The following is a 19,724-nucleotide window of genomic DNA, read 5'->3' on the forward strand; positions in this document are numbered from 1 at the left end:
GACCTGCCCCTCCCCCATGACCAACCCGGATTTCGACATCGCCCGCCTCGGTGGCCACACCATGGGCACCACCTGGCAGGTAAAACTGGCCGTGGCGCGCACCCGCGACCTGCACCCGTTGCATGCCGGCATCCAGGCGCAGCTCGATGCCATCGTGGCGCAGATGAGCACGTGGGAAGCCGACAGCGATATCGCGCGCTTCAACAGTGCCTCCGCCGGTGAATGGCAGGTGCTGCCGCCGTTGTTCGATACGGTGATGCAGTGTGCGCTGGAGATCGCGCAGCGCAGCGGCGGCGCCTTCGATCCCACCGTGGGCCCGCTGGTGGCGCTGTGGGGGTTCGGGGCGCAGGCGCAGGCCCGGCGGATTCCCGATGCCGACACGCTGGCGGCAACGCGCGCGCGCTGTGGCTGGGAACGCCTGCAGTGGCAGCCCGGTCGCCTGCTGCAACCCGGCGGACTGGCACTGGATCTGTCGGCGATCGCCAAGGGATTTGGTGTCGATCAGGTCAGCAGGTGGCTGCGCGGGAACGGGGTGCACGCCGCACTGGTGGAGGTCGGCGGCGAGCTGCACGGCTTTGGCCGCAAGCCTGATGACCAGCCGTGGCGCGTGCTGGTGGAATCGGCCCCGGAAGACGATGCACAGGCAGACCATCCGCCACGCGTGCTCGCGCTGGGAGATCGGGCGGTGGCCACCTCCGGTGATCGCTGGCATCACTTCGAACAGGGCGGCGAGCAGTTCAGCCACACGCTGGACCCGCGCACCGGTGCGCCGGTCACGCACGCTGCGGCCGCGGTCACCGTGGTCGCCGACAGTGCCATGCAGGCCGATGCCTGGGCCACCGCATTGACGGTGATGGGCCCCGACGAGGGCATCGCATTTGCGCGCACCCATGCACTGGCCGCCCGCGTTGTCAGCCGGGGCGCGCACGGGATCGAGGAACAGATGAGTCCCGCATTCGAGCACCTGCTCGCCGACGACCGCGTGGGCGCGGCATGAGTCTGCGTCCTTCCCGTGCGTGGCTGGGCAACCTGGCGGTCATGTTGTTGCTGGCGGTCATCGCCTGGGCGCTGCTGCGCCTGCATCTGGGTGACGCGTGGTGGCAGAGCGCACCCCTGGCCTCGCAGTGGCGCTGGGCAGCGGGCAGCCTGGTGGGCTATGCCGCGTTCTGCACGCTGATCTGGTGGCGCGGGCGCGCGCGCGAAGACCACGTGGCCGACAACGGACCCGCACCGATCCTGCTTGTCTGGGCGAGCCAGACCGGCTTCGCGCAGCAGCTGTGCGAACGCAGTGCGCAGGCGTTGCGCGCTGCCGGCCTGCCGGTCCGCATCCGCGCGCTGCATGCGGTGACGGCCGAGCTTCTGCAGCGCAGCGGGCAGGTGTTGTTCGTGGTCAGCACCACCGGCGAAGGCGATGCGCCGGATCATGCCCTGCCCTTCCTGCGCAAGGTGATGCCACAGGCGCTCGCATTGCCGCAGCTGCAGTACGGCGTGCTGGCGCTGGGTGATCGCAGCTACGGACATTTCTGCGCCTTCGGCCACCAGCTCGATGCGTGGCTGCGTCAGCACGGCGCGCATCCGCTGTTCGATACCGTGGAGGTAGACAACGCCGATCCCGGCGCACTGCGCCACTGGCAGCAACTGCTCGGCCAGCTCGGTGGTGAAGCGACCGAACTGCCGGACTGGGCCCCGGCCGATTATCTGCCCTGGCAACTGCAGGCGCGCCATCTGGAAAACCCGGGCAGCCCGGGCGCACCGACCTACCGCATCACCCTGGTGCCTGCCGATGGCGTGCTGCCGACGTGGCAGGCCGGCGACGTGGTCGAGATCGGGCCGCAGCATTCGCCGGCCGAGGTCGAGGCCTGGCTGCGCGATACCCCCTGGGAGGGCGATGCGGACATCGATGGACAGCCGCTGCGTGCGCATCTCGCGCGGGCGCATCTGCCCAGCAGCGACGAGACGGCCGCGTTTACCGACACAGACGCACTGGTCGCCGCGCTACGCCCGCTGCCGCACCGGGAGTACTCCATCGCCAGCCTGCCTGCCGAAGGCCAGGTGCAGTTGCTGCTGCGCCGTCAGCTGCGTCCTGATGGCACCCCGGGGCTGGGCAGTGGTTGGCTGTGCGATCACGCTGCGTTGGAGGGCCGCATCGATCTGCGCTTCCGCAGCAACCCGAACTTCCACGGTGCGGCAGCGGCAACGCCGCTGATCCTGATCGGCAACGGCACCGGCATCGCCGGCCTGCGCGCCCACCTGCGGGAGCGGATCAGCGCCGGCGCGCGCCGCAACTGGCTGCTGTTCGGCGAGCGTACGGCCGCGCACGATTTCTTCTTCGGCGACGACCTGCGCGCCTGGCAGCGCGACGGCTGGATCGCACGGCTGGATACGGTGTTCAGTCGCGACGGTGATGAGCATCACTACGTGCAGGACCGGCTGCAGGCGCAGATCCACACGCTGCAGCAGTGGGTGCACGACGGTGCCACGATCCTGGTCTGCGGCAGCCTGCAGGGCATGGCACCGGCGGTGGATGCGGTGATCGAGCAGGCGCTGGGCCGCGACGTGAAAGAAGCGCTGATCGTGGCCGGACGCTACCGGCGCGACGTGTACTGAGGAGTGCCTGCAGGCCCTCAGGCGTTGCGGCCCACCGCACTGACGCGGATCGCCAACAACTCCCCGCCGCCGTGCAACGCAAACCGGCGGCGCTCGCCGGCCGCCAACCACGCGGTATCACCGGCAGCCAGCGGCGTCAGCGATGGCTCGCCTTCGAATTCGGCCTGGCCGGCAAGCAGATGAATCGCCCACGCCGCCGCCGGTTCGGTGAAGAAGAACATGCTGCCCACCAGCGGCCGGTGCAGCAGCTCGGCCTGCACGGCATCGCGCCGCCACATCAGATTGAAATCGTGGGTCACCCCGTCGATCAGTTCGCCGGTCACCTGCGCTTCGCCCGCAAACCGCAGGCGGTCGTGCGGCGGCATCAGGGTATGCAGTGCGCCATCGGCGAACCGCAGGTGCAGGCCTTCGCCACGCAGCAGCACCAGTTCGCGGTCGATCCCGGGAAAGGCCGAGAACGCGGCGTCCTGCTCGATCTCGGCGATCGACAGGCGCACCTGCCAATCGTCGTTGTCGGGCACGCGCAGGATCTCGCGGGTCCAGCCCAGGCCGTTGCGCCAGCGTTCGCGGCGGTATTCGAAGGAGGGGATGACGCGGCTGGCCGCGCTCAGGACGGTATCGGTCGACATGGCGCCAGTGTGCCTGAGCCGACGCAGCAGAGCTGCCTCAGGACACGCCGCCACAATCGGGTTCCAGCAGCCGCGAACGCGCCAGCCAGTCCTTGTCCGGGTAGTACGCGAACACCATCGTGCCACCGCGCAGGCTATCGATCAGCGGCCGCGCCACCGACAACCGCACCGCCGGGCAGCCCAGGCTGCGGCCCAGGCGACCCTGCAGCCGTGCGATCGCGGGATTCACGTACGGCGCGCCGTGGATGACGATCGCGCGGTCGCGGGCATGGTCGTTGAAGCCGGGTTCCAGCCCTTCCAGCCGCAGCGAATAGCCGTTGCCGCCCATGTAGGTTTCCTTGGCGGTGAACGCGCCCAGGCTGGACATGAAGCTGCCGTCCTTGTTGGAGAAATGCTGGGTGCGGTTGTCACCGCTGTTGCGCCCATGCGCAACCCACTCCTCGAACAGCAGCCGCTGGCGGGTCAGATCGAAAATCCACATGCGCGGTTCGGTCGACGGCCGCGAGTAATCGATCACGCTCAACTTGCCCGGGTCGACGCCCAGCTCCGGCCGGCGCAGCGCACAGCGCATCGCGCGGGCGGCGAGCTGCAGCACGTGCTTGTCCGCCGCAGGGGCGGCCCTGGAGAGCATCTCGGCCATCTGCACCGGGCTGCCGGTCGGCGCCGGCGCAGGGCTGGCCGCGCCCGCCGTGGCGGACGCGATCAGGCCACAGAACGCAGCAGGCAGCAATTTCACAACGGGCATGGGCAGCTCACCAGGCGGAGGCAACCCTTACAAAGTGGACCCACCGGCGTCGGATTCCAAGACAGGCTGCAGGTTCTGTTCATCGGCCACCGGGCGTACCGCCGGCAGGCTGGTCACCAGCAGCGTGGTGCCGGGCACCAGCACGCTGTACAGCTGTTCGGCGAATTCCGGCGGCAGCGCCATCGGCAGGCTCGGCGTGGCGAGCAGGTCCGGGGTCGCATTGGCGGCGGTCTGGCCCAGCAGCGGATACGCGGTCCAGCGGTGCAGCGGACGGTGCGGATCCAGCGGGCTGGGGTTGTCCTGGTAGCCCTGGCCCATCACGAACAGGGTGGTCCCCTCGAACGCCGGCAGCGCCTTGGCTTCCAGCCGCGACTCGCCGATCAGCACGCCATCGCGCAGCACGTACAGGCGCTGGTCGTGCAGGCTGACCAGGATGCCGACCTGGCCCGCCGGTGCGGCCGCATCGTTCCAGTAGTGCGCGGGTGCGTCGGTGCTCTCCACCAGCGGCTTGCCGGTGCTGCTGACCGGGGCCAGCACGGCCGGATAGGCCAGCGTCATCGGCGCGCTCTTGGCATCGGCCACCACCACGGTATCGCCGCGATGGGTCTCGCCGAACAGCTTCTGCGCGAACGCCTGCGGCAACCGCACGCAGCCGTGCGAGGCCGGATGCCCGGGCAGGCTGCCGCCGTGCAGCGCGATGCCGTCCCAGGTCAGGCGCTGCATGTACGGCATCGGCGCGCTGTTGTAGAGGTTGGATTTGTGGTCCTTGTCCTTCTGCAGGATCGTGAACACACCGGTCGGGGTTTCGTGCCCGGCCTTGCCCGAGCTGATCGTGCTCATGCCGATCGCGATGCCGTTGCGGTACACGTAAGCGCGCTGCTCATCGAGGCTGACCACCAGCACGATCGGGCCGGACGGGGAGATCTCCGGATGCCAGAGGAACTCGCCGGGCTTGAGATCGGTGGGGCCGCGCGGGGCCTCGGTCGTCCTGCTGGCCGTCGGCGCAGTGTTGGCGGCCGTGGCGGGAAGCATCCCGGTCGCCAACAGCGTTCCGAGCGCCAGACTCAACAGCGTGCTGCGTACTGCCATGTCGTGCATCCATTCGAAGAGATGCCGCCACGCTACACGAAGTGCCGCCATGCGTTCGCGAAAACCACGGGCGGCCACGCGTCGTATTTCGTTCGCCCCAAACAGTAATTGCCCGGCCACACCTCCGTGTGCAGACCGGGCAATCGATACATCCTTGTCGGCATCCCGCCTTCCCCCTGTGCGTCCTGCGCAGTCTGGGTGCCGGCCATGCTCCGTGCACTCGGCCGTATATGCTTCCGCCATCTCAGCCCTTCCCGGGGTCTGGATGCCACCGTCCTGGTGGGTCCGCGCCGCTCCTTCCGCGCCGCCTCCGTGCGTGCCGCCTCCCTGCAGCGGTCGGTGCCACCGCGGCATCCTGCCGTGGCAGCCAGTGACCGGCATCCTGCCCGTCCCGACGTGTGCTGTTGTTCAGCGCCTTGGTACGGTGGCCGGCGCTGCCCTCCTGGGCGGTGCCTGGACCGGCGCCTGCCTGGCCCCGGTGGTCATCCGTTGTCGATTCCGTTCGACGGTAGCTGTCCCTATCCCCTTCACCCGCGCCAGATCCTCGACGCGTTCAAAAGGGCCGTGTTGTCGCCGGTATGCGACGATCGCTTCGGCCTTCATCGGGCCCACGTTCGACAATCCCTGCTGCAGCGTCGACGCATCCGCCGTATTGATGTTGATCCGATCGGCCGCGAAGGCCATTCCGCTCAACAGCAGTCCCAGCACCAGCGCCCTGCACGAAAACCAAGGTCCCACTGTGTAGCTCCTTGTGGCTCGGAACCGGCCCCTGCCGGCAATCCTGTCGAAGGTTCCAGCGTCCCTCGCCACATACACACAGCCTATCGTCCACGGCGCCTTCACACAGCAGGCCTAACACCCGACGTGATGTAGGGAAATACCTACCCCAGCGCAGGCGTAGAATGGACGGACTTGTCAAAAGCACTCCGGAGTTCAGATGGACAGCGCCAAGCTCGGCCAATTCGTCAGTGAAAAGTGGGACAACGAGATCGTCCCGCAATTGGTCGATTACATCCGTATCCCCAACAAATCGCCGATGTTCGACGCCGATTGGGTCGCCAACGGCTACATGGAACAGGCCGTCACCCTGATGGAAACCTGGGCCAAGGCCCAGAACCTGCCCGGCCTGACCGTCGAGGTCGTGCGCCTGGAAGGCCGCACCCCGCTGCTGCTGCTGGAAATCCCGGCCTCCGGCGCCGAGACCGGCGACGACACCATCCTGCTGTACGGCCATCTGGACAAGCAGCCGGAAATGACCGGCTGGGACGATGACCTGGGCCCGTGGATCCCGGTGCTGCGCGGCGACAAGCTGTACGGCCGCGGCGGCGCCGATGACGGCTACGCGATGTTCGGTTCGCTGGCCGCCGTGCTGGCGCTGCAGGAACAGGGCCTGCCGCACGCGCGCTGCGTGATCCTGATCGAAGCCTGCGAAGAATCCGGCAGCTACGACCTGCCCGCCTACGTTGATCACCTGGCCGAGCGCATCGGCAAGCCGTCGCTGGTGGTGTGCCTGGATTCGGGCTGCGCCAACTACGACCAGCTGTGGTGCACCACCTCGCTGCGCGGCCTGACCGGCGGCAACTTCTCGGTCAAGGTGCTCAACGAAGGCGTGCATTCCGGCGATGCCTCCGGCGTGATCCCGTCCAGCTTCCGCCTGCTGCGCCAGCTGATCTCGCGCATCGAGGACGAGAACACCGGCCGCATCCTGATCGACGGCATGAATGTAGAGATCCCGGCCGAGCGCCAGGAACAGGCCAAGCGCGCCGCTGAAGTGGTGGACACCGCCATCTTCGAGAAATTCCCGATGGTCGACGGCCTGCGCCCGATGAACGATGACCTGGCCGAACTGGTGCTCAACCGCACCTGGCGCCCGGCGCTGTCGGTCACCGGTGTGGACGGCCTGCCGCCGCTGGCCTCGGCCGGCAACGTGCTGCGCCCGCATACCGCGGTGAAGCTGTCGCTGCGCCTGCCCCCGACCGCCGACGGCAAGGCCTGCGGCGAGCTGCTCAAGGAAGCGCTGCTGCGCGATCCGCCGAACGGCGCCGAAGTGAAGCTGGACCTGGAGAAGGCCTCCAGCGGCTGGAACGCCCCGGCCATGGCGCCGTGGCTGACCCAGGCGATCGACGATGCCAGCCAGACCTTCTTCGGCAAGCCGGCGATGTACATGGGCGAAGGCGGCTCGATCCCGTTCATGGGCATGCTCGGCGAGAAGTTCCCGGGCGCGCAGTTCATGATCACCGGCGTGCTCGGCCCGCACTCCAACGCACACGGCCCGAACGAGTTCCTGCACATCCCGATGGGCAAGCGCGTGACCTCGTGCGTGTCCAAGGTGATCAGCGAGCATTACGCGGCCAGCCTGCGTGGCGAGACCAGCGGTTCGCCGGTCGCCGCCGACAGCGGTACCCGTCACGGCGGCCACGGCTGCTGCTGACGTTGGCGGACGCAGCCCGGCCTTGCTAGGCTGCGTCCACCTCTACTGACGCATTTGGCATGAACGGACTGTTTGGCAGCACCAGCTGGCTCTACATCATCCTGGTCGGCTTCGTCGTCGGTCTGCTCGGGCGTTTCTTCATGCCGGGCAACAACCGCATGGGCTGCCTGCTGACCATCGTGCTCGGCATCGTCGGCGCCCTGCTGGCCGGCTGGTTCGGCCAGTACATGGGCTGGTATGCCCGCGGCGAGCCGGCCGGTTTCATCGGCGCGATCCTGGGTGCGGTCGCGGTCCTGGCCGTGCTGCGGTTGTTCAGCAGCAAGCGCTGAGCATCGCCCTTTCTTCCCGCGCGCCGTCCGGCGCCGCTTCGACGTACCCGTCCATGAACGATCCCGCTTCCGATCCGCTGCGCGCCGAACACCGCCGGCAGTGGACCTGTGCCGCCCTCGGCGACCCGGCCACTGCGCTTGACCGTGCGTCGGTCGATGCCGGTTTCCGCAGCTACTGGCGCGCCACCAGCGCGCGCGGCAGCCACATCGTGATGGACTCCCCGCCCGGGCTGGAGGACGTGCGCCCGTGGCTGCGCATGCACGACCTGCTCGAGCCCAACGGCGTGCGCGTGCCGCAGGTCCTGGCGCGCGATGAGGACAACGGTTTCCTGCTGCTGGAAGACCTGGGCGGCCCGACCCTGGCGCGCCATATCGACAATGACAACGCCGATGCCTGGTTCGATGCCGCCTTCGCGCAGCTGATCCGGCTGCAGTCGATCCCCGTGCCCGAGGGCATGGGCAGCTTCGGCGAGGCGCTGCTGCAGCGTGATGCCGGGCTGTTCGACGAATGGTTCCTGCAACGTCACCTCGGCCTGGCACTGGACGGCGGCGAGATCGAGCACCTGCAGCGCATGCACCGCCTGCTGATGGACAACGCCCTGCAGCAGCCGCAGGTGCTGACCCACCGCGATTTCATGCCGCGCAACCTGATGCCGATCGACGGCGGGCCGGCCGTGCTGGATTTCCAGGATCTGGTGCGCGGGCCGATCGCCTACGACCCGGTCAGCCTGTTCAAGGATGCGTTCCTGAGCTGGCCGATCGAACGCGTGGACGCGTGGTTGGCGCGCTATCACGCGCTCGCCCTGGCCGCCGGCCTGCCGGTGCGGCCGTGGCCGCAGTTCCTGCGCGACGCCGACTGGATGGGCGTGCAGCGCCACCTGAAGATTCTCGGCCTGTTCGTGCGCCTGCGCGACCGCGACGGCAAGGGTCACTACTTCGAGGATGCACCCCGTTTCATCCGCTATCTGGATGAAGTGCTGCCGCGCCATCCCGAGCTGGCCCCACTGCACGACCTGTTCGAGCTGCGCATCAAACCGGCCCTGGCCCGCATCGCCGAACCGGTGCAGGCGCGCCCATGAAGGCCATGATCTTCTCGGCCGGCAAGGGCGAGCGCATGCGCCCGCTGACCCTGCACACGCCCAAGCCACTGCTGGTGGCCGGGGGCAAGCCGCTGATCGTGTGGCACCTGGAACGGCTCGCTGCCGCCGGCATCGATGAGGTGGTGATCAACACCGCCTGGCTGGGTGACCAGTTCGCACCCGCGCTGGGCGACGGTGCGCGCTGGGGGCTGCGCCTGCACTTCATCGATGAGGGCGCCGTGCCGCTGGAAACCGGTGGCGGCATCCTCAATGCCCTGCCGATTCTCGGCGAGGCACCGTTCTTGGTGATCAACGGCGATGTGTGGACGGATATGGAGGTCGCCACGTTGCCGCGCACGCCTGCCGGCGATGCGCATCTGGTGCTGGTCGACAATCCCGCGCAGCACCCGCGCGGTGATTTCATCCTGCACGCCAATGGTCGCGTCAGTGATGACGGCGACAGCGCGCGGCTCACCTATGCCGGTATCGGCGTGTACCGCCCGGCGATCCTCGACGGCTGGCGGGCGGTGATCGGCGACACCACCGGGGCCGGCGCGACACCGCCGCAGTTCAGCCTCGTCCCCCTCCTGCGCCACGCGATGGCGCAGGGCCGTGTGACCGGCCAGCACCATCGCGGCCGATGGACCGACGTAGGCACGCCGGAGCGTCTGGCGCAGCTGGACGCCCAGTTGCAATCCCCGCACGGATAAAACACCGCGCCCCCCCTTTGGGCGACCCGGAGGTAGAGCCGACCGTTGGTCGGCTGCTCTCCGCCCGATGGTAGAGCCGACCGTTGGTCGGCTGCTCTCCGCCCGAGCCCGCCAGAGCAGCCGACCAACGGTCGGCTCTACACGGTGGGGGCCGTCTCCTGAGCAGCCGACCAACGGTCGGCTCTACACGGTGGGGCCGTCTCCTGAGCAGCCGACCAACGGTCGGCTCTACAACAGGTGTGGGCCGTCTTCCAGGACCTGGCGCAGGAAGGGTACGGTGATGCGGCGCTGCGCCGCCAGCGATTCGCGGTCCAGCCAGTCCAGCAGGCTGACCAGGCTGCCCAGCTCGCGGCCGGTACGGGTCAGCAACCATTCGATGGCGGCCTCGTCGATGGCCAGGCCACGTCGCGCCGCGCGCTCGCGCAGCACCGCCGCACGGCCTTCGTCGTCCAGCGGCTGCAGCACCACGCGCACGCACTGCTGCAGGCGTGAGCGCAGGTCCGGCAACACCAGCCCCAGCTGATCCGGCGCGTGCTGCGCGGTGTACAGCAGGGTGATGCCCGCCGCGCGCGCGCGGTTGTGGAAATCGAACAGCGCCACTTCGTCTTCGCGCTGCCCGGCCACGGCATCCAGCCCATCCAGTGCGACCAGGTCGCGGCCTTCCAGTGATTCCAGCGCGGCGCGCGTACGCCCCACCACCGCCTTCAGCGGCAGATAGGTCGGCTGGCGGCCGGCCTGTTCGGCCAGCGAACACATCGCCAGCGCCTGGTGGGTCTTGCCGGTGCCCGGCGCGCCTTCGAGGTAGACCCAGTCGTGCGCCGCGCCCACGGCGATGGCGCGCAGCTGCGCCAGTGCGCCATCCGGCGCACCGATGAAGGTCTCCAGCCGCTCGTCCTGCGGGTAGCGCAGGGCAAGCGGCAACTGCGGCACGACACTCACTGCGCGTCCGGCCCCTTCGGGGTGCCCACGATCACGATCTCGGGCTTGTCGACGTAGGCATCGAGCACGATCGCCGACTTCTCACCGGCATACAGATCACTCTGGCGATAGCGCTGGTGCGCATAGCGCAGCAGCACGTTGCTGACCGCCGCCACCGGCAGCGCCAGCAGCATGCCCAGGAAGCCGAACAGCTGGCCACCGGCCATCACCGCGAAGATCACCGCCACTGGGTGCAGGCCGATCTTGTCGCCGACGATGCGCGGGGTCAGCACGTAGCTTTCCAGCAGCTGGCCCACGGTGAACACCACGCCGACCAGGATCAGCAGTTTCAGATCGAAGCCCTGCGCCTGCACCAGCGCGGCCACCACGGCCATCACGATGCCGGTGGTCGCGCCCAGGTAGGGAATGAAGCTGATCAGGCCGGCCACCAGCCCGATCAACAGGCCCAGCTTCAGGCCGACCAGCGACAGGCCCGCGGCGTACACCACGCCCAGCGCGATCATCACCAGGAACTGGCCGCGGATGAACGCCCCCAGCACCTCGTCCGATTCACGCGCCAGGTTGGTGATGGTGCCGACGTGGTTGCGCGGAATCATCGAGGCCACGCGCTCGACCAGCTTGTCCCAGTCGCGCAGGAAATAGAACGCCAGGATCGGCAGCAGCAGGATGTTGACCACCCAGGTGACCATCGTGAAGCCCGAGCGCTGCACGTAACCGAAGAAGGTCTTGGCGAAGCCGCCGGCCTGCTGCCAGTGGCTGCGCACCCACTCGATCAGCCGGTCCGGGTCCATCCACTGCATGACCTCCAGCCCGGTCTTGTGCTCGAACCACGGGATGCCTTTTTCCATCAGCCATTGCTGTGCCTGCGGAATCGCCGCCACCAGCGTGGCGACCTGGCGCTCGATCATCGGCACCAGGATCAGCAGCGCGGCGGTGACCAGCAGGATCATCGCGACGAACACCAGCACCACGCCGGTGTTGCGCGAGCGGCCGGTGGCCTCGATCCGGTCGACCAGCGGGTCGCCCAGCCAGGCCAGCGCCAGGGCCAGCACGAAGGGGGTCAGGATCGGGCCGAGCAGCCAGATCACCCAGCCGGCGGCAAGTGCCACCAGCACATACTTCAACCGCCTGAGGAACTGCGCGATTTCCGCTTCGGGGGTGAGGATCATCGCAGGCGGTACTCGTTGCTGGGCGGCGGCGGCAGGGCCGAGGGGTTGGTTTCATCGATCGGCACCGGCAGTGCCAGCGGCGCGGTCGGCGCGATCACGCCGTTGTCGCCGAGCATGCGGTTCAGGCCGGCCAGGCCGGTGGTCAGTTCCAGCGACAGCTCCAGGCGGTCGCCCGAGGCGCGCACCGGGGTGACGTTGCGCACCACCGCGGTCTCGCGCAGGCCGGCAGCCAGGCGCATGTAGTCCTCGGCACTGTTCAGGCCCAGCACCACGATCGTGTAGGTCCCGGCGGCACCGGTGGCGGCCCCGGCCTTGGCGTAACGGCGCACCAGCGCATCGGCGGCGCCGTCGGCACCACCGGCCATGGCGCGGCGGGCGTCACTGTCCTTGGTGCTCCACTTGTTCAGTTCCTTGCCGCCATCGACGAATACCCAGTCGGCGACCCAGCCACTGCCATCGCGGTAGAGCTTGCCGATCAGCTGCATCGGCGGGGCATAGCGCGCCGAGGCGCGGGCAACGGCGGCCGTGTCCTGGCGCCAGATCGCGCCGACCAGCGCCTGCTCGGCCGCGCTGCCCGAGGGCAGGCCCAGCTTGTAGCCGCGTTCGATGGCCCGGTTGAGCAGCGGGCGCGCCGCGTTGGCCTGCTGGACGGTGACCAGGCGCGGGCCGGAGCCATCGTCGATGGCCAGCCAGATCACCGGCTTCGGGCGGGGCTGCGGCCACAGCGGCAGGCCCAGGGCCGAGATCAGCCCGTCGACGTCATCCTCGCGGAAGCGCGCCACCAGGATCGTGCGGTAGCTCGGGGCGCCGCCGGCCGAGGTGCTCTGGTCCTGGCGGTAGTCATAGCTGGCCACGTAATCCTTGGCGTTGCGCAGGGCCTGCATCACCCCGGGGCGGCTCATCACGCTGCGGTCGCCCGAGAGTTTGGCCAGCACATTGCCCAGCGCCCTGGCCAGGGCACCGTTGCGGTCCGAATCGGCCTGGCTGTTGACCGGGACCTCGGCCTCGTAAGCGCCACTGGCGGTGGCCACATCGCCTTCGGTGCGCAGGCCGCTCTGGGCCATCGAGGCCACCGGCAGGCACAGCGCGAGGAACATCATGAAAAAGAGGCTGCGGCGCATCAGGACTTCCATTGAGCGTATCCGGGGGGAATTGTTGCCCGAATAGGGCCTGCGCGCCAACGTGGCCTGTTAAAATCGCGCTTTCACCCCAGCGCAGCGCCGACGCCCGTGACCAATTCCCCGTCCAACCCCTCTCCCCTGACCTACCGCGACGCTGGTGTCGATATCGACGCGGGCAATGAGCTGGTCGAGCGCATCAAGCCGCTGGTGAAGCGCAGTTTCCGCCCGGAAGTCATGGGGGGCCTGGGTGGCTTCGGCGCCCTGTTCGACCTCTCCAGCAAGTACCGCGAGCCGGTCCTGGTCTCGGGGACGGATGGCGTGGGCACCAAGCTGAAGCTCGCACAACAGCTGGGCCGCCACGACACGATCGGCATCGATCTGGTCGCCATGTGCGTGAACGACGTGCTGGTCCAGGGGGCCGAGCCGCTGTTCTTCCTGGATTATTTCGCCACCGGCAAGCTGGACATCGATACCGCGGCAGCGGTCGTGGGCGGCATCGCCAACGGCTGTACCGAGGCCGGTTGCGCGCTGATCGGTGGTGAGACCGCTGAAATGCCCGACATGTATGCCCCGGGCGAGTACGACCTGGCCGGCTTCACCGTCGCCGGTGTCGAGAAGAGCGAACTGAAGGACGGCGCCAGCGTGGCCGCCGGCGACGTGCTGATCGGCATCGCCTCCTCCGGCCCGCACTCCAACGGCTACTCGCTGGTGCGCCGCATCTATGACCGCGCCGGCCAGCCGGCCGACCTGGAACTGGAGGGCGGGGTCAAGCTGGTCGATGCGCTGATGGCGCCGACCCGCCTGTACGTCAAGCCGATCCTGGCGCTGCTCAAGACCCATAGCGCGGCGATCCACGGCATGGCCCACATCACCGGTGGCGGCCTGACCGAGAACATCATCCGCGTCGTCCCCGAGGGCCTGGGCCTGGACATCCAGGCCGATGCCTGGACCCTGCCGCCGGTGTTCCAGTGGCTGCAGAAGGAAGGCGCGGTGGCCGACAGCGAGATGTGGCGCACCTTCAACTGCGGCATCGGCTTCGTGCTGATCGTGGCCGCCGACCAGGTGGCCTCGGTCGCTGCCGCCGTCACCGCGCAGGGGCTGGACCACTGGACCATCGGTGCCGTGACCCACGCCGATGGCACCGAACGCGTCAAGATCGGCTGAGCCCGGTCATGGAGCCCCGCCTGGAGGCCGCTGCCCAACCGCCGTCGCTGCCCGCCGCAGCGGCGCCGGCCGTGCCGGGCACCGCGGTTGACACCTCGCAGCTGCAACTGCTGTCGGTCTTCCACTATGTGCTGGCCGGCCTGACCGCGCTGTTCTCGCTGTTCCCGCTGATCTATCTGTTGATGGGCGTGGCCGTCATCTTCGCCGCACCACCGCCGTTGGCGCCGGGCGAGGCGCCGCCGCCGTTCGATCCGCGCCTGCTTGGGTGGGTGTTCGTGCTGATCGGTGGGCTGGGCTGCGCTGCCGGGCTGGTGCTGGCCGGGTACATGGCCTATGCCGGGCGCTGCCTGGCGCAGCGCCGGCGTTACCTACTGTGCATGGTGGTGGCCGGTATCGCCTGCATCTTCATGCCGTTCGGTACCGCCCTGGGCGTGTTCACCCTGGTGGTGCTGTCGCGCCCGGCAGTCAAGGCGGCCTTCGAAACCGCATGAGCAGCCGTATCGCCGTACTCGCCTCCGGCCGGGGCAGCAATCTGCAGGCCATCCTGGACGCCATCGCCGCGCAGCGGCTGGATGCGCAGGTCGTGGCCGTGCTCTCGGACAAACCCGAGGCCTCGGCCCTGCTCAAGGTCGGCCCGGCCCAGCGTTGGGCGCGCTCGCCCAGGGACTTCCCGGACCGCGCCGCCTTCGATGCGGCGATGGCCGATGCGCTGGACGCGTTCGCCCCGGACTGGACCGTCTGCGCCGGTTACATGCGCATCCTCGGCCCGGCCTTCGTGGCGCGGTTCGATGGCCGCCTGGTCAACATCCATCCCTCCCTGCTGCCGCTGTACAAGGGACTGCACACGCATGCGCGCGCGTTGGAAGCCGGTGATGCCGAGCACGGCGCCAGCGTGCACTTCGTGGTGCCCGAACTGGATGCCGGCACCGTGCTGGCACAGGCCCGCGTGCCGGTCCAGGCCGGTGACACCGCCGAAGCGCTGGCCCTGCGGGTGTTGGCCGTGGAGCATCCGCTGCTCATCGCCAGCCTCGGGCTGCTGGTCAGCGGCCGCGTAACTGAACAGGCAGGTCAGCTCCAGCTCGACGGTCACCCCCTGTTTAGCCCGCTGCGCCTAGATTGCGCCGGACAGCTGAACCGATAAGCGCCGCGCACACACGCCGCTGATCCCGGCGCTGGCATTCTTCCCCTTCCCCCACCGACCGGCCCGCATGAGAACGCCTTTGTTCAAGCCCGTGCTGCTGATGGCCTCCCTGCTGTGCACTGCCGCCCTTGCCCACGCGCAGGAGACGGCGCCCCCCCCGTTGCCCGCCCTTCCTGCAATGGACTGGGAGGCACCGCCGCTGCAGCCATTCACCGCTACCTACCAAGCCCTCTACAAGGGCAAGCAGGCCGGCGATGCGACCATGCGCGTCACCCACACCGGCGGCGACCAGTGGCGGGTGGACATGCAGGTGGTGGGTCGCAGCGGCTTTGCCAGCGTTCTCGGCCTGAACCTGGAGCAGAGCACGGTGTTCGAGAACCGCAACGGCACCTACGTGCCGTTGAGCCAGAGCACTGTCCGCAAAGGCCTGTTCCTGGGCAAGAAAGTGACCGGCACCTATGACTGGAAGGCCGGCACCGCGCAGTGGCTGGGCGATCTGAAGAAGGAACGCCGCCAGCCGATCCCGCTGCAGCCCGGCGACCAGAGCGCGCTGCTGCTGAATCTGGCGATCATGCGCGACGCCCGCCCCGGCGGGCAGATGCACTACCGCTATGTGGACGTGGGCCGCGTCCGCCAGCACGACTACCAGGCCGCGCCGGACACGGAGAACGTGCCGGTGGGCGACCTGTCCTACAACGCGCTGCGGGTGTACCGCACCAACGGCGGCAACGACGAAACCATCCTCTGGATCGCCAACGGTGTTCCCACGCCGGTGCGCATCCTGCAACGCGAAGATGGCGAAGATCGGATTGATCTGCGCCTGATCGAATACCAAGGAGTCTGAGCATGACCACACTGAACCGTCCGCTGACCTGGATCGCCGCTGGCGCCCTGGCTGTCGTGAGCCTGCCCGCCATGGCGCTGCAGCCGTTCAAGGCCGATTACCAGGCCAGCTACATGGGCATGCAGGCCAATGGCACCATGACCCTCACCAGCGAAGGCGCCAACAAGTGGCGCTACAGCCTCAACGTCAAGAACCAGCTGGCCGATCTCAGCCAGAACACCGTCTTCGAGGAAGCCAACGGCCGCCTGCGCCCGCTGAGCAGCAACGACCGCTCGGTGCTGCTGGTCAAGAAGCGCAACGTGGACGCCAACTACAACTGGACCAGCAACCAGGCGACCTGGACCGGCGACGTCAAGCCGGACCGTCGCGGCCCGGTCGCGCTCAAGGCCGGCGACATGGACGCCCTGCTGATCAACCTGGCGATCGCGCGGGATCTGGCTGCCGGCAAGCCGCTGAACTACCGCATGGTCGACGAAGGCCGGATCAAGCCGATGTCCTACAAGGTGGTCGGCAAGGAAAAGATCACCGTGGCCGGCAAGTCCTACGACGCGACGAAGGTCTCGCGCGTGGACGGCAACAAGGAACTGATCGCCTGGATCGTGCCGGAGTTCCCGGTGCCGGCGCGCCTGCTGCAGCGTGAGAGCGGCAAGGATGCGCTGGACCTGACGATCAAAGGCATGAACTGACCAAGAAAAACGCCCGCTTGCGCGGGCGTTTTTTCATTCCGGCTTGGCCTCGCCGAAGACCGTCCTGCAGTCCACCCGGATCTGCTGCCGCGTATCGCGCCAGTAGTAGGTGCTGCAGTGGCGGTTGCCGTCGACGCTCTTGTCCACGCCGACCGCATAGAACGACTGGAACACCTCGGTACGGCTGACCGTGCCATCGGCGTTCCAGTCCATGTCTTCCTGCTGGATGCCCTGGGTGATCGCGATGCCGGCATACCAGGCGTAGCCCAGCCATGCCAGCACGATCAGCACCAGGACCAGCAGCGCCTTGCGGCGGCGGGTGAACCGGCCGCGCAGGATCATGCCGCGACGCGCCGGATGGTGGCGCCCAGCGAGGACAGCTTCTCTTCGATGTTCTCGTAGCCGCGGTCCAGGTGGTAGATGCGGTCGATGGTGGTATCACCCTCGGCCATCAGGCCGGCCAGGATCAGCGAGGCCGAGGCGCGCAGATCGGTGGCCATCACCGGGGCGCCGCTGAGCTGCTCGGCACCCCGCACGATCGCGGTGTGGCCTTCCACCTGGATGTCCGCGCCCAGGCGCAGCAGTTCGTTGACGTGCATGAAACGGTTTTCGAAGATCGTTTCGTTGATCACGCCCACGCCGTCGGCCACGCAGTTGAGCGCCATGAACTGCGCCTGCATGTCGGTCGGGAACGCCGGATACGGCGCGGTGGTCAGGTTGACCGCACGCGGGCGCTTGCCGCCCATGTCCAAGGTGATGCTGTCTTCGGTGGTCTCGATATGCGCACCGGCCTCCACCAGCTTGGCCAGCACCGCGTCCATGGTGTTCGGGCGGGCACGGTTGACCGTGACCTTGCCGCCGGTCATCGCCGCGGCGACCAGGAAGGTGCCGGTTTCGATACGGTCGGGCAGCACTTCATGACGGCCACCGGAGAGCTTCTCGACGCCTTCGATGGTCAGGCGGGCGGTGCCCAGGCCTTCGATCTTCGCGCCGAGCGCGATCAGGCAGTGCGCCAGGTCGGTGACTTCCGGCTCCATCGCCGCGTTGTCCAGCACGGTGGTGCCTTCGGCCAGCACGGCGGCCATCAGCACGTTTTCGGTGCCGGTGACGCTGACCATGTCGAAGGTGAAGTGGGCCCCCTTCAGACGCTTGGCCTGGGCCTTGATGAAGCCGTTCTCGACGGTGATTTCCGCACCCAGGGCCTGCAGGCCCTTGATGTGCTGGTCGACCGGACGCGAGCCGATCGCGCAGCCGCCGGGCAGCGACACTTCGGCCGCGCCGAAGCGGGCCAGCAGCGGGCCGAGCACCAGGATCGAGGCGCGCATGGTCTTGACCAGCTCATACGGCGCCACGTGCTGGTCCACCGAGCGCGGGTCGACCACGATCGCGCTGCCGCGCGACAGGGTGCCCTGGTCGATGGTGACCTTGGCACCCAGCTCGCCGAGCAGCTTCACGGTGGTCACCACGTCGTGCAGGTGCGGCACGTTGGTGATCTCCACCGGCGCATCGGCCAGCAGGGTCGCGCACAGGATGGGGAGGACAGCGTTCTTGGCGCCGGAAATGTTCACTTCACCGTGCAGCGGCTTGCCGCCGGTCACTACGATCTTGGCCATGGAATCTACTTGGAATGAGGTAGAGCCGACCGTTGGTCGGCTGAATGGTCTGGGTAGCCGACCGTGGGTCGGCTGAAACGATAACCGTGAGGGGTACCCCGGAATCAACCGCCCGCTTCGGCCGGGGTGACCGTCTTCAGCGCCAGCGCATGAATCGCCCCGCCCATCAGATCGCCCAGGGTCGCGTAGACCATGCGGTGACGCGCCAGCGGCATTTTGCCGGCAAAGGCGTCGCAGACCACGGTGGCCTCGAAGTGCACGCCGTCGTCACCCTGCACGTCCGCGCGGGCGCCAGGCAGGCCGGTTTCGATCAGATTGCGGATGGTCTCGGCGTCCAACGGGCTTTCCTAATAAAATGAGCGCTCATTCTACTCTTCCACGTGGCGCTCGCATGGCTGTCTCGCCCCAACTCCCCCATCCGGCCGACGCTGCGGCACTGGTCGCCAGCGGCCGCCGCGTGTTCGAGATCGAGCGCGATGCGCTGGGCGCGGTCGCCGAGCGGCTGGGCGAGGCATTCAGCCAGGCCTGCCAGCTGGTCCTGCAGGGCAAGGGCCGCGTGGTCGCCACCGGCATGGGCAAGTCCGGCCATGTGGCCCGCAAGATCGCCGCTACCCTGGCCTCGACCGGCACCCCGGCCTTCTATGTGCACCCCGGTGAAGCCGGGCACGGCGACCTGGGCATGATCACCGAGGCCGACGTGGTGCTGGCGCTGTCCTATTCGGGCGAGTCCGACGAACTGCTGATGCTGCTGCCGGTGCTCAAGCGCCAGGGCAACCGTCTGATCGCGATGACCGGCCGGCCGCAGTCCAGCCTGGCCAGCGCCGCCGACGTTCACCTGGATGTCAGCGTGCCGGCCGAGGCCTGCCCGCTGGCCCTGGCCCCGACCTCCAGCACCACCGCCTCGCTGGCCATGGGGGATGCGCTGGCCGTGGCCCTGCTCGATGCGCGTGGCTTCACGGCCGATGATTTCGCCCGCTCGCACCCGGCCGGCAGCCTCGGCCGCCGCCTGCTGCTGCACATCACCGATGTCATGCACAGCGGCGATGAGCTGCCGCGCGTGGACGTCGGTGCCAGCCTGAGCGAAGCCCTGGTGGAGATGAGCCGCAAGCGCCTGGGCATGACCGCCGTGGTGGACGCGGACAACCACCTGATCGGCCTGTTCACCGACGGCGACCTGCGCCGCGCGCTGGATACCGACCTGGACGTGCGCAGCGCGAAGATCGCCGATGTGATGACCCGCGGCCCGCGCACCATCGGTGCCGACCAGCTGGCGGCCGAGGCCGCGCAGTTGATGGAAGCCCACAAGATCAACGGCTTGATGGTGGTCGATGCCAACGGCCATCTGGTCGGCGCGCTCAACATTCATGACCTGTTGCGGGCCCGGGTGGTTTAAACCACAGTTGCCTTCCTCCATTCAGCTGAGCTGCC

At 68.4% G+C, this 19,724-nt stretch carries 22 protein-coding genes; 12 read left to right on the forward strand and 10 right to left on the reverse strand.

The window, feature by feature from the left end:
* The first annotated feature begins 16 nt into the window (after positions 1-16).
* Both NJD74_RS03935 and NJD74_RS03940 read left to right on the forward strand, forming a co-directional pair.
* Complete coding sequence (locus NJD74_RS03935; protein ID WP_319623709.1) at positions 17-997, forward strand: FAD:protein FMN transferase; 981 nt, start codon at positions 17-19, stop codon at positions 995-997.
* On the forward strand, positions 994-2,607 hold the full coding sequence (locus NJD74_RS03940; protein ID WP_319623710.1) for a flavodoxin domain-containing protein: 1,614 nt from the start codon (positions 994-996) through the stop codon (positions 2,605-2,607). The genes NJD74_RS03935 and NJD74_RS03940 overlap by 4 nt, the downstream gene beginning before the upstream one ends.
* A gap of 17 nt (positions 2,608-2,624) precedes the next feature.
* Here NJD74_RS03940 and NJD74_RS03945 read toward each other — a convergent pair whose 3' ends face one another.
* The 4 genes from NJD74_RS03945 to NJD74_RS03960 all read right to left on the reverse strand — a co-directional run bounded on the left by NJD74_RS03945 (position 2,625) and on the right by NJD74_RS03960 (position 5,754).
* Positions 2,625-3,236 carry a HutD family protein gene (locus NJD74_RS03945; RefSeq protein ID WP_102789116.1) on the reverse strand — a complete coding sequence of 204 codons (612 nt, stop codon included), beginning with the start codon at positions 3,234-3,236 and terminating at the stop codon, positions 2,625-2,627.
* A 37-nt stretch (positions 3,237-3,273) separates the two neighbouring features.
* Positions 3,274-3,981 carry a murein L,D-transpeptidase catalytic domain family protein gene (locus NJD74_RS03950; protein ID WP_319623711.1) on the reverse strand — a complete coding sequence of 236 codons (708 nt, stop codon included), beginning with the start codon at positions 3,979-3,981 and terminating at the stop codon, positions 3,274-3,276.
* Between the two features lie 27 nt (positions 3,982-4,008).
* Positions 4,009-5,070: a L,D-transpeptidase gene (locus NJD74_RS03955; RefSeq protein WP_019185651.1), complete on the reverse strand. Its 1,062-nt coding sequence runs from the start codon at positions 5,068-5,070 to the stop codon at positions 4,009-4,011.
* A 408-nt stretch (positions 5,071-5,478) separates the two neighbouring features.
* On the reverse strand, positions 5,479-5,754 hold the full coding sequence (locus tag NJD74_RS03960) for a helix-hairpin-helix domain-containing protein (protein ID WP_319623812.1): 276 nt from the start codon (positions 5,752-5,754) through the stop codon (positions 5,479-5,481).
* 253 nt (positions 5,755-6,007) lie between these two features.
* Here NJD74_RS03960 and NJD74_RS03965 point away from each other — a divergent pair, with 253 nt between their 5' ends.
* Genes NJD74_RS03965 through murU form a run of 4 tightly spaced genes read left to right on the forward strand, consistent with a single transcriptional unit; the run spans position 6,008 to position 9,619 of the window.
* On the forward strand, positions 6,008-7,501 hold the full coding sequence (locus NJD74_RS03965) for a M20 family metallopeptidase (protein WP_019185649.1): 1,494 nt from the start codon (positions 6,008-6,010) through the stop codon (positions 7,499-7,501).
* Positions 7,502-7,560: 59 nt separating this feature from the next.
* On the forward strand, positions 7,561-7,830 hold the full coding sequence (locus NJD74_RS03970) for a GlsB/YeaQ/YmgE family stress response membrane protein (RefSeq protein WP_019185648.1): 270 nt from the start codon (positions 7,561-7,563) through the stop codon (positions 7,828-7,830).
* Positions 7,831-7,883: 53 nt separating this feature from the next.
* Positions 7,884-8,909: a phosphotransferase gene (locus NJD74_RS03975; protein WP_070471131.1), complete on the forward strand. Its 1,026-nt coding sequence runs from the start codon at positions 7,884-7,886 to the stop codon at positions 8,907-8,909.
* Positions 8,906-9,619, forward strand: a complete 714-nt coding sequence (murU, locus tag NJD74_RS03980; protein WP_102789117.1) for an N-acetylmuramate alpha-1-phosphate uridylyltransferase MurU — start codon at positions 8,906-8,908, stop codon at positions 9,617-9,619. The genes NJD74_RS03975 and murU overlap by 4 nt, the downstream gene beginning before the upstream one ends.
* Positions 9,620-9,847: 228 nt before the next feature.
* Here the strand turns inward: murU and hda are convergent, their stop codons facing one another.
* Genes hda through NJD74_RS03995 form a run of 3 tightly spaced genes read right to left on the reverse strand, consistent with a single transcriptional unit; the run spans position 9,848 to position 12,848 of the window.
* Complete coding sequence (gene hda / locus NJD74_RS03985; protein WP_019185422.1) at positions 9,848-10,558, reverse strand: DnaA regulatory inactivator Hda; 711 nt, start codon at positions 10,556-10,558, stop codon at positions 9,848-9,850.
* Complete coding sequence (locus NJD74_RS03990) at positions 10,555-11,727, reverse strand: AI-2E family transporter (RefSeq protein ID WP_319623712.1); 1,173 nt, start codon at positions 11,725-11,727, stop codon at positions 10,555-10,557. Before NJD74_RS03990 ends, hda begins: the two co-directional genes overlap by 4 nt.
* The gene (locus tag NJD74_RS03995; RefSeq protein WP_139146388.1) at positions 11,724-12,848 is read right to left on the reverse strand and encodes a DUF2066 domain-containing protein; all 1,125 of its coding nucleotides are present in this window, start codon (positions 12,846-12,848) and stop codon (positions 11,724-11,726) included. Before NJD74_RS03995 ends, NJD74_RS03990 begins: the two co-directional genes overlap by 4 nt.
* Positions 12,849-12,956: 108 nt before the next feature.
* Between NJD74_RS03995 and purM the strand changes: the two genes are divergently transcribed.
* From purM to NJD74_RS04020, 5 genes are all read left to right on the forward strand, one after another.
* Positions 12,957-14,012: a phosphoribosylformylglycinamidine cyclo-ligase gene (gene purM / locus NJD74_RS04000; protein ID WP_319623713.1), complete on the forward strand. Its 1,056-nt coding sequence runs from the start codon at positions 12,957-12,959 to the stop codon at positions 14,010-14,012.
* Between the two features lie 8 nt (positions 14,013-14,020).
* Positions 14,021-14,503, forward strand: coding sequence for a hypothetical protein (locus NJD74_RS04005; protein ID WP_019185418.1), 483 nt, complete (start codon positions 14,021-14,023; stop codon positions 14,501-14,503).
* Entirely contained in the window at positions 14,500-15,153 is a 654-nt protein-coding gene (purN, locus tag NJD74_RS04010; protein WP_319623714.1) for a phosphoribosylglycinamide formyltransferase, read from the forward strand. The genes NJD74_RS04005 and purN overlap by 4 nt, the downstream gene beginning before the upstream one ends.
* 67 nt (positions 15,154-15,220) lie before the next feature.
* Positions 15,221-15,997: a DUF3108 domain-containing protein gene (locus NJD74_RS04015; protein WP_284128265.1), complete on the forward strand. Its 777-nt coding sequence runs from the start codon at positions 15,221-15,223 to the stop codon at positions 15,995-15,997.
* 2 nt (positions 15,998-15,999) lie between these two features.
* The gene (locus tag NJD74_RS04020; protein WP_019185415.1) at positions 16,000-16,683 is read left to right on the forward strand and encodes a DUF3108 domain-containing protein; all 684 of its coding nucleotides are present in this window, start codon (positions 16,000-16,002) and stop codon (positions 16,681-16,683) included.
* A 33-nt stretch (positions 16,684-16,716) separates the two neighbouring features.
* On the opposite strand, the gene NJD74_RS04025 is transcribed toward NJD74_RS04020, so the two are convergent.
* The 3 genes from NJD74_RS04025 to NJD74_RS04035 all read right to left on the reverse strand — a co-directional run bounded on the left by NJD74_RS04025 (position 16,717) and on the right by NJD74_RS04035 (position 18,634).
* The gene (locus tag NJD74_RS04025; protein ID WP_019185414.1) at positions 16,717-17,025 is read right to left on the reverse strand and encodes a hypothetical protein; all 309 of its coding nucleotides are present in this window, start codon (positions 17,023-17,025) and stop codon (positions 16,717-16,719) included.
* A complete protein-coding gene (murA, locus tag NJD74_RS04030) occupies positions 17,022-18,296 on the reverse strand; it encodes a UDP-N-acetylglucosamine 1-carboxyvinyltransferase (protein WP_019185413.1) in 1,275 nt (424 codons plus the stop codon). Before murA ends, NJD74_RS04025 begins: the two co-directional genes overlap by 4 nt.
* A gap of 104 nt (positions 18,297-18,400) precedes the next feature.
* The gene (locus tag NJD74_RS04035) at positions 18,401-18,634 is read right to left on the reverse strand and encodes a BolA family protein (RefSeq protein WP_019185412.1); all 234 of its coding nucleotides are present in this window, start codon (positions 18,632-18,634) and stop codon (positions 18,401-18,403) included.
* 53 nt (positions 18,635-18,687) lie between these two features.
* On the opposite strand from NJD74_RS04035, the gene NJD74_RS04040 reads away from it, so the two are divergent.
* Positions 18,688-19,689: a KpsF/GutQ family sugar-phosphate isomerase gene (locus tag NJD74_RS04040; protein ID WP_319623715.1), complete on the forward strand. Its 1,002-nt coding sequence runs from the start codon at positions 18,688-18,690 to the stop codon at positions 19,687-19,689.
* The last annotated feature ends 35 nt before the right edge of the window (positions 19,690-19,724 follow it).

The sequence above is a fragment of the Stenotrophomonas sp. RG-453 genome (assembly GCF_033843685.1).
GTDB lineage: Bacteria > Pseudomonadota > Gammaproteobacteria > Xanthomonadales > Xanthomonadaceae > Stenotrophomonas > Stenotrophomonas bentonitica_A.

Coding starts and splice junctions, on each gene's coding strand:
- NJD74_RS04005 (WP_019185418.1), top strand. CDS start 14,021: ATGGAGCCCCGCCTGGAGGCCGCTGCCCAACCGCCGTCGCTGCCCGCC.
- purN (WP_319623714.1), top strand. CDS start 14,500: ATGAGCAGCCGTATCGCCGTACTCGCCTCCGGCCGGGGCAGCAATCTG.
- NJD74_RS03975 (WP_070471131.1), top strand. CDS start 7,884: ATGAACGATCCCGCTTCCGATCCGCTGCGCGCCGAACACCGCCGGCAG.
- NJD74_RS03995 (WP_139146388.1), bottom strand. CDS start 12,848: ATGCGCCGCAGCCTCTTTTTCATGATGTTCCTCGCGCTGTGCCTGCCG.
- NJD74_RS04015 (WP_284128265.1), top strand. CDS start 15,221: ATGAGAACGCCTTTGTTCAAGCCCGTGCTGCTGATGGCCTCCCTGCTG.
- murA (WP_019185413.1), bottom strand. CDS start 18,296: ATGGCCAAGATCGTAGTGACCGGCGGCAAGCCGCTGCACGGTGAAGTG.
- NJD74_RS04020 (WP_019185415.1), top strand. CDS start 16,000: ATGACCACACTGAACCGTCCGCTGACCTGGATCGCCGCTGGCGCCCTG.
- NJD74_RS03960 (WP_319623812.1), bottom strand. CDS start 5,754: ATGGCCTTCGCGGCCGATCGGATCAACATCAATACGGCGGATGCGTCG.
- NJD74_RS04025 (WP_019185414.1), bottom strand. CDS start 17,025: ATGATCCTGCGCGGCCGGTTCACCCGCCGCCGCAAGGCGCTGCTGGTC.
- NJD74_RS03965 (WP_019185649.1), top strand. CDS start 6,008: ATGGACAGCGCCAAGCTCGGCCAATTCGTCAGTGAAAAGTGGGACAAC.
- NJD74_RS03955 (WP_019185651.1), bottom strand. CDS start 5,070: ATGGCAGTACGCAGCACGCTGTTGAGTCTGGCGCTCGGAACGCTGTTG.
- NJD74_RS03990 (WP_319623712.1), bottom strand. CDS start 11,727: ATGATCCTCACCCCCGAAGCGGAAATCGCGCAGTTCCTCAGGCGGTTG.
- NJD74_RS03945 (WP_102789116.1), bottom strand. CDS start 3,236: ATGTCGACCGATACCGTCCTGAGCGCGGCCAGCCGCGTCATCCCCTCC.
- NJD74_RS03940 (WP_319623710.1), top strand. CDS start 994: ATGAGTCTGCGTCCTTCCCGTGCGTGGCTGGGCAACCTGGCGGTCATG.
- NJD74_RS04040 (WP_319623715.1), top strand. CDS start 18,688: ATGGCTGTCTCGCCCCAACTCCCCCATCCGGCCGACGCTGCGGCACTG.
- murU (WP_102789117.1), top strand. CDS start 8,906: ATGAAGGCCATGATCTTCTCGGCCGGCAAGGGCGAGCGCATGCGCCCG.
- NJD74_RS03950 (WP_319623711.1), bottom strand. CDS start 3,981: ATGCCCGTTGTGAAATTGCTGCCTGCTGCGTTCTGTGGCCTGATCGCG.
- NJD74_RS03970 (WP_019185648.1), top strand. CDS start 7,561: ATGAACGGACTGTTTGGCAGCACCAGCTGGCTCTACATCATCCTGGTC.
- NJD74_RS03935 (WP_319623709.1), top strand. CDS start 17: ATGACCAACCCGGATTTCGACATCGCCCGCCTCGGTGGCCACACCATG.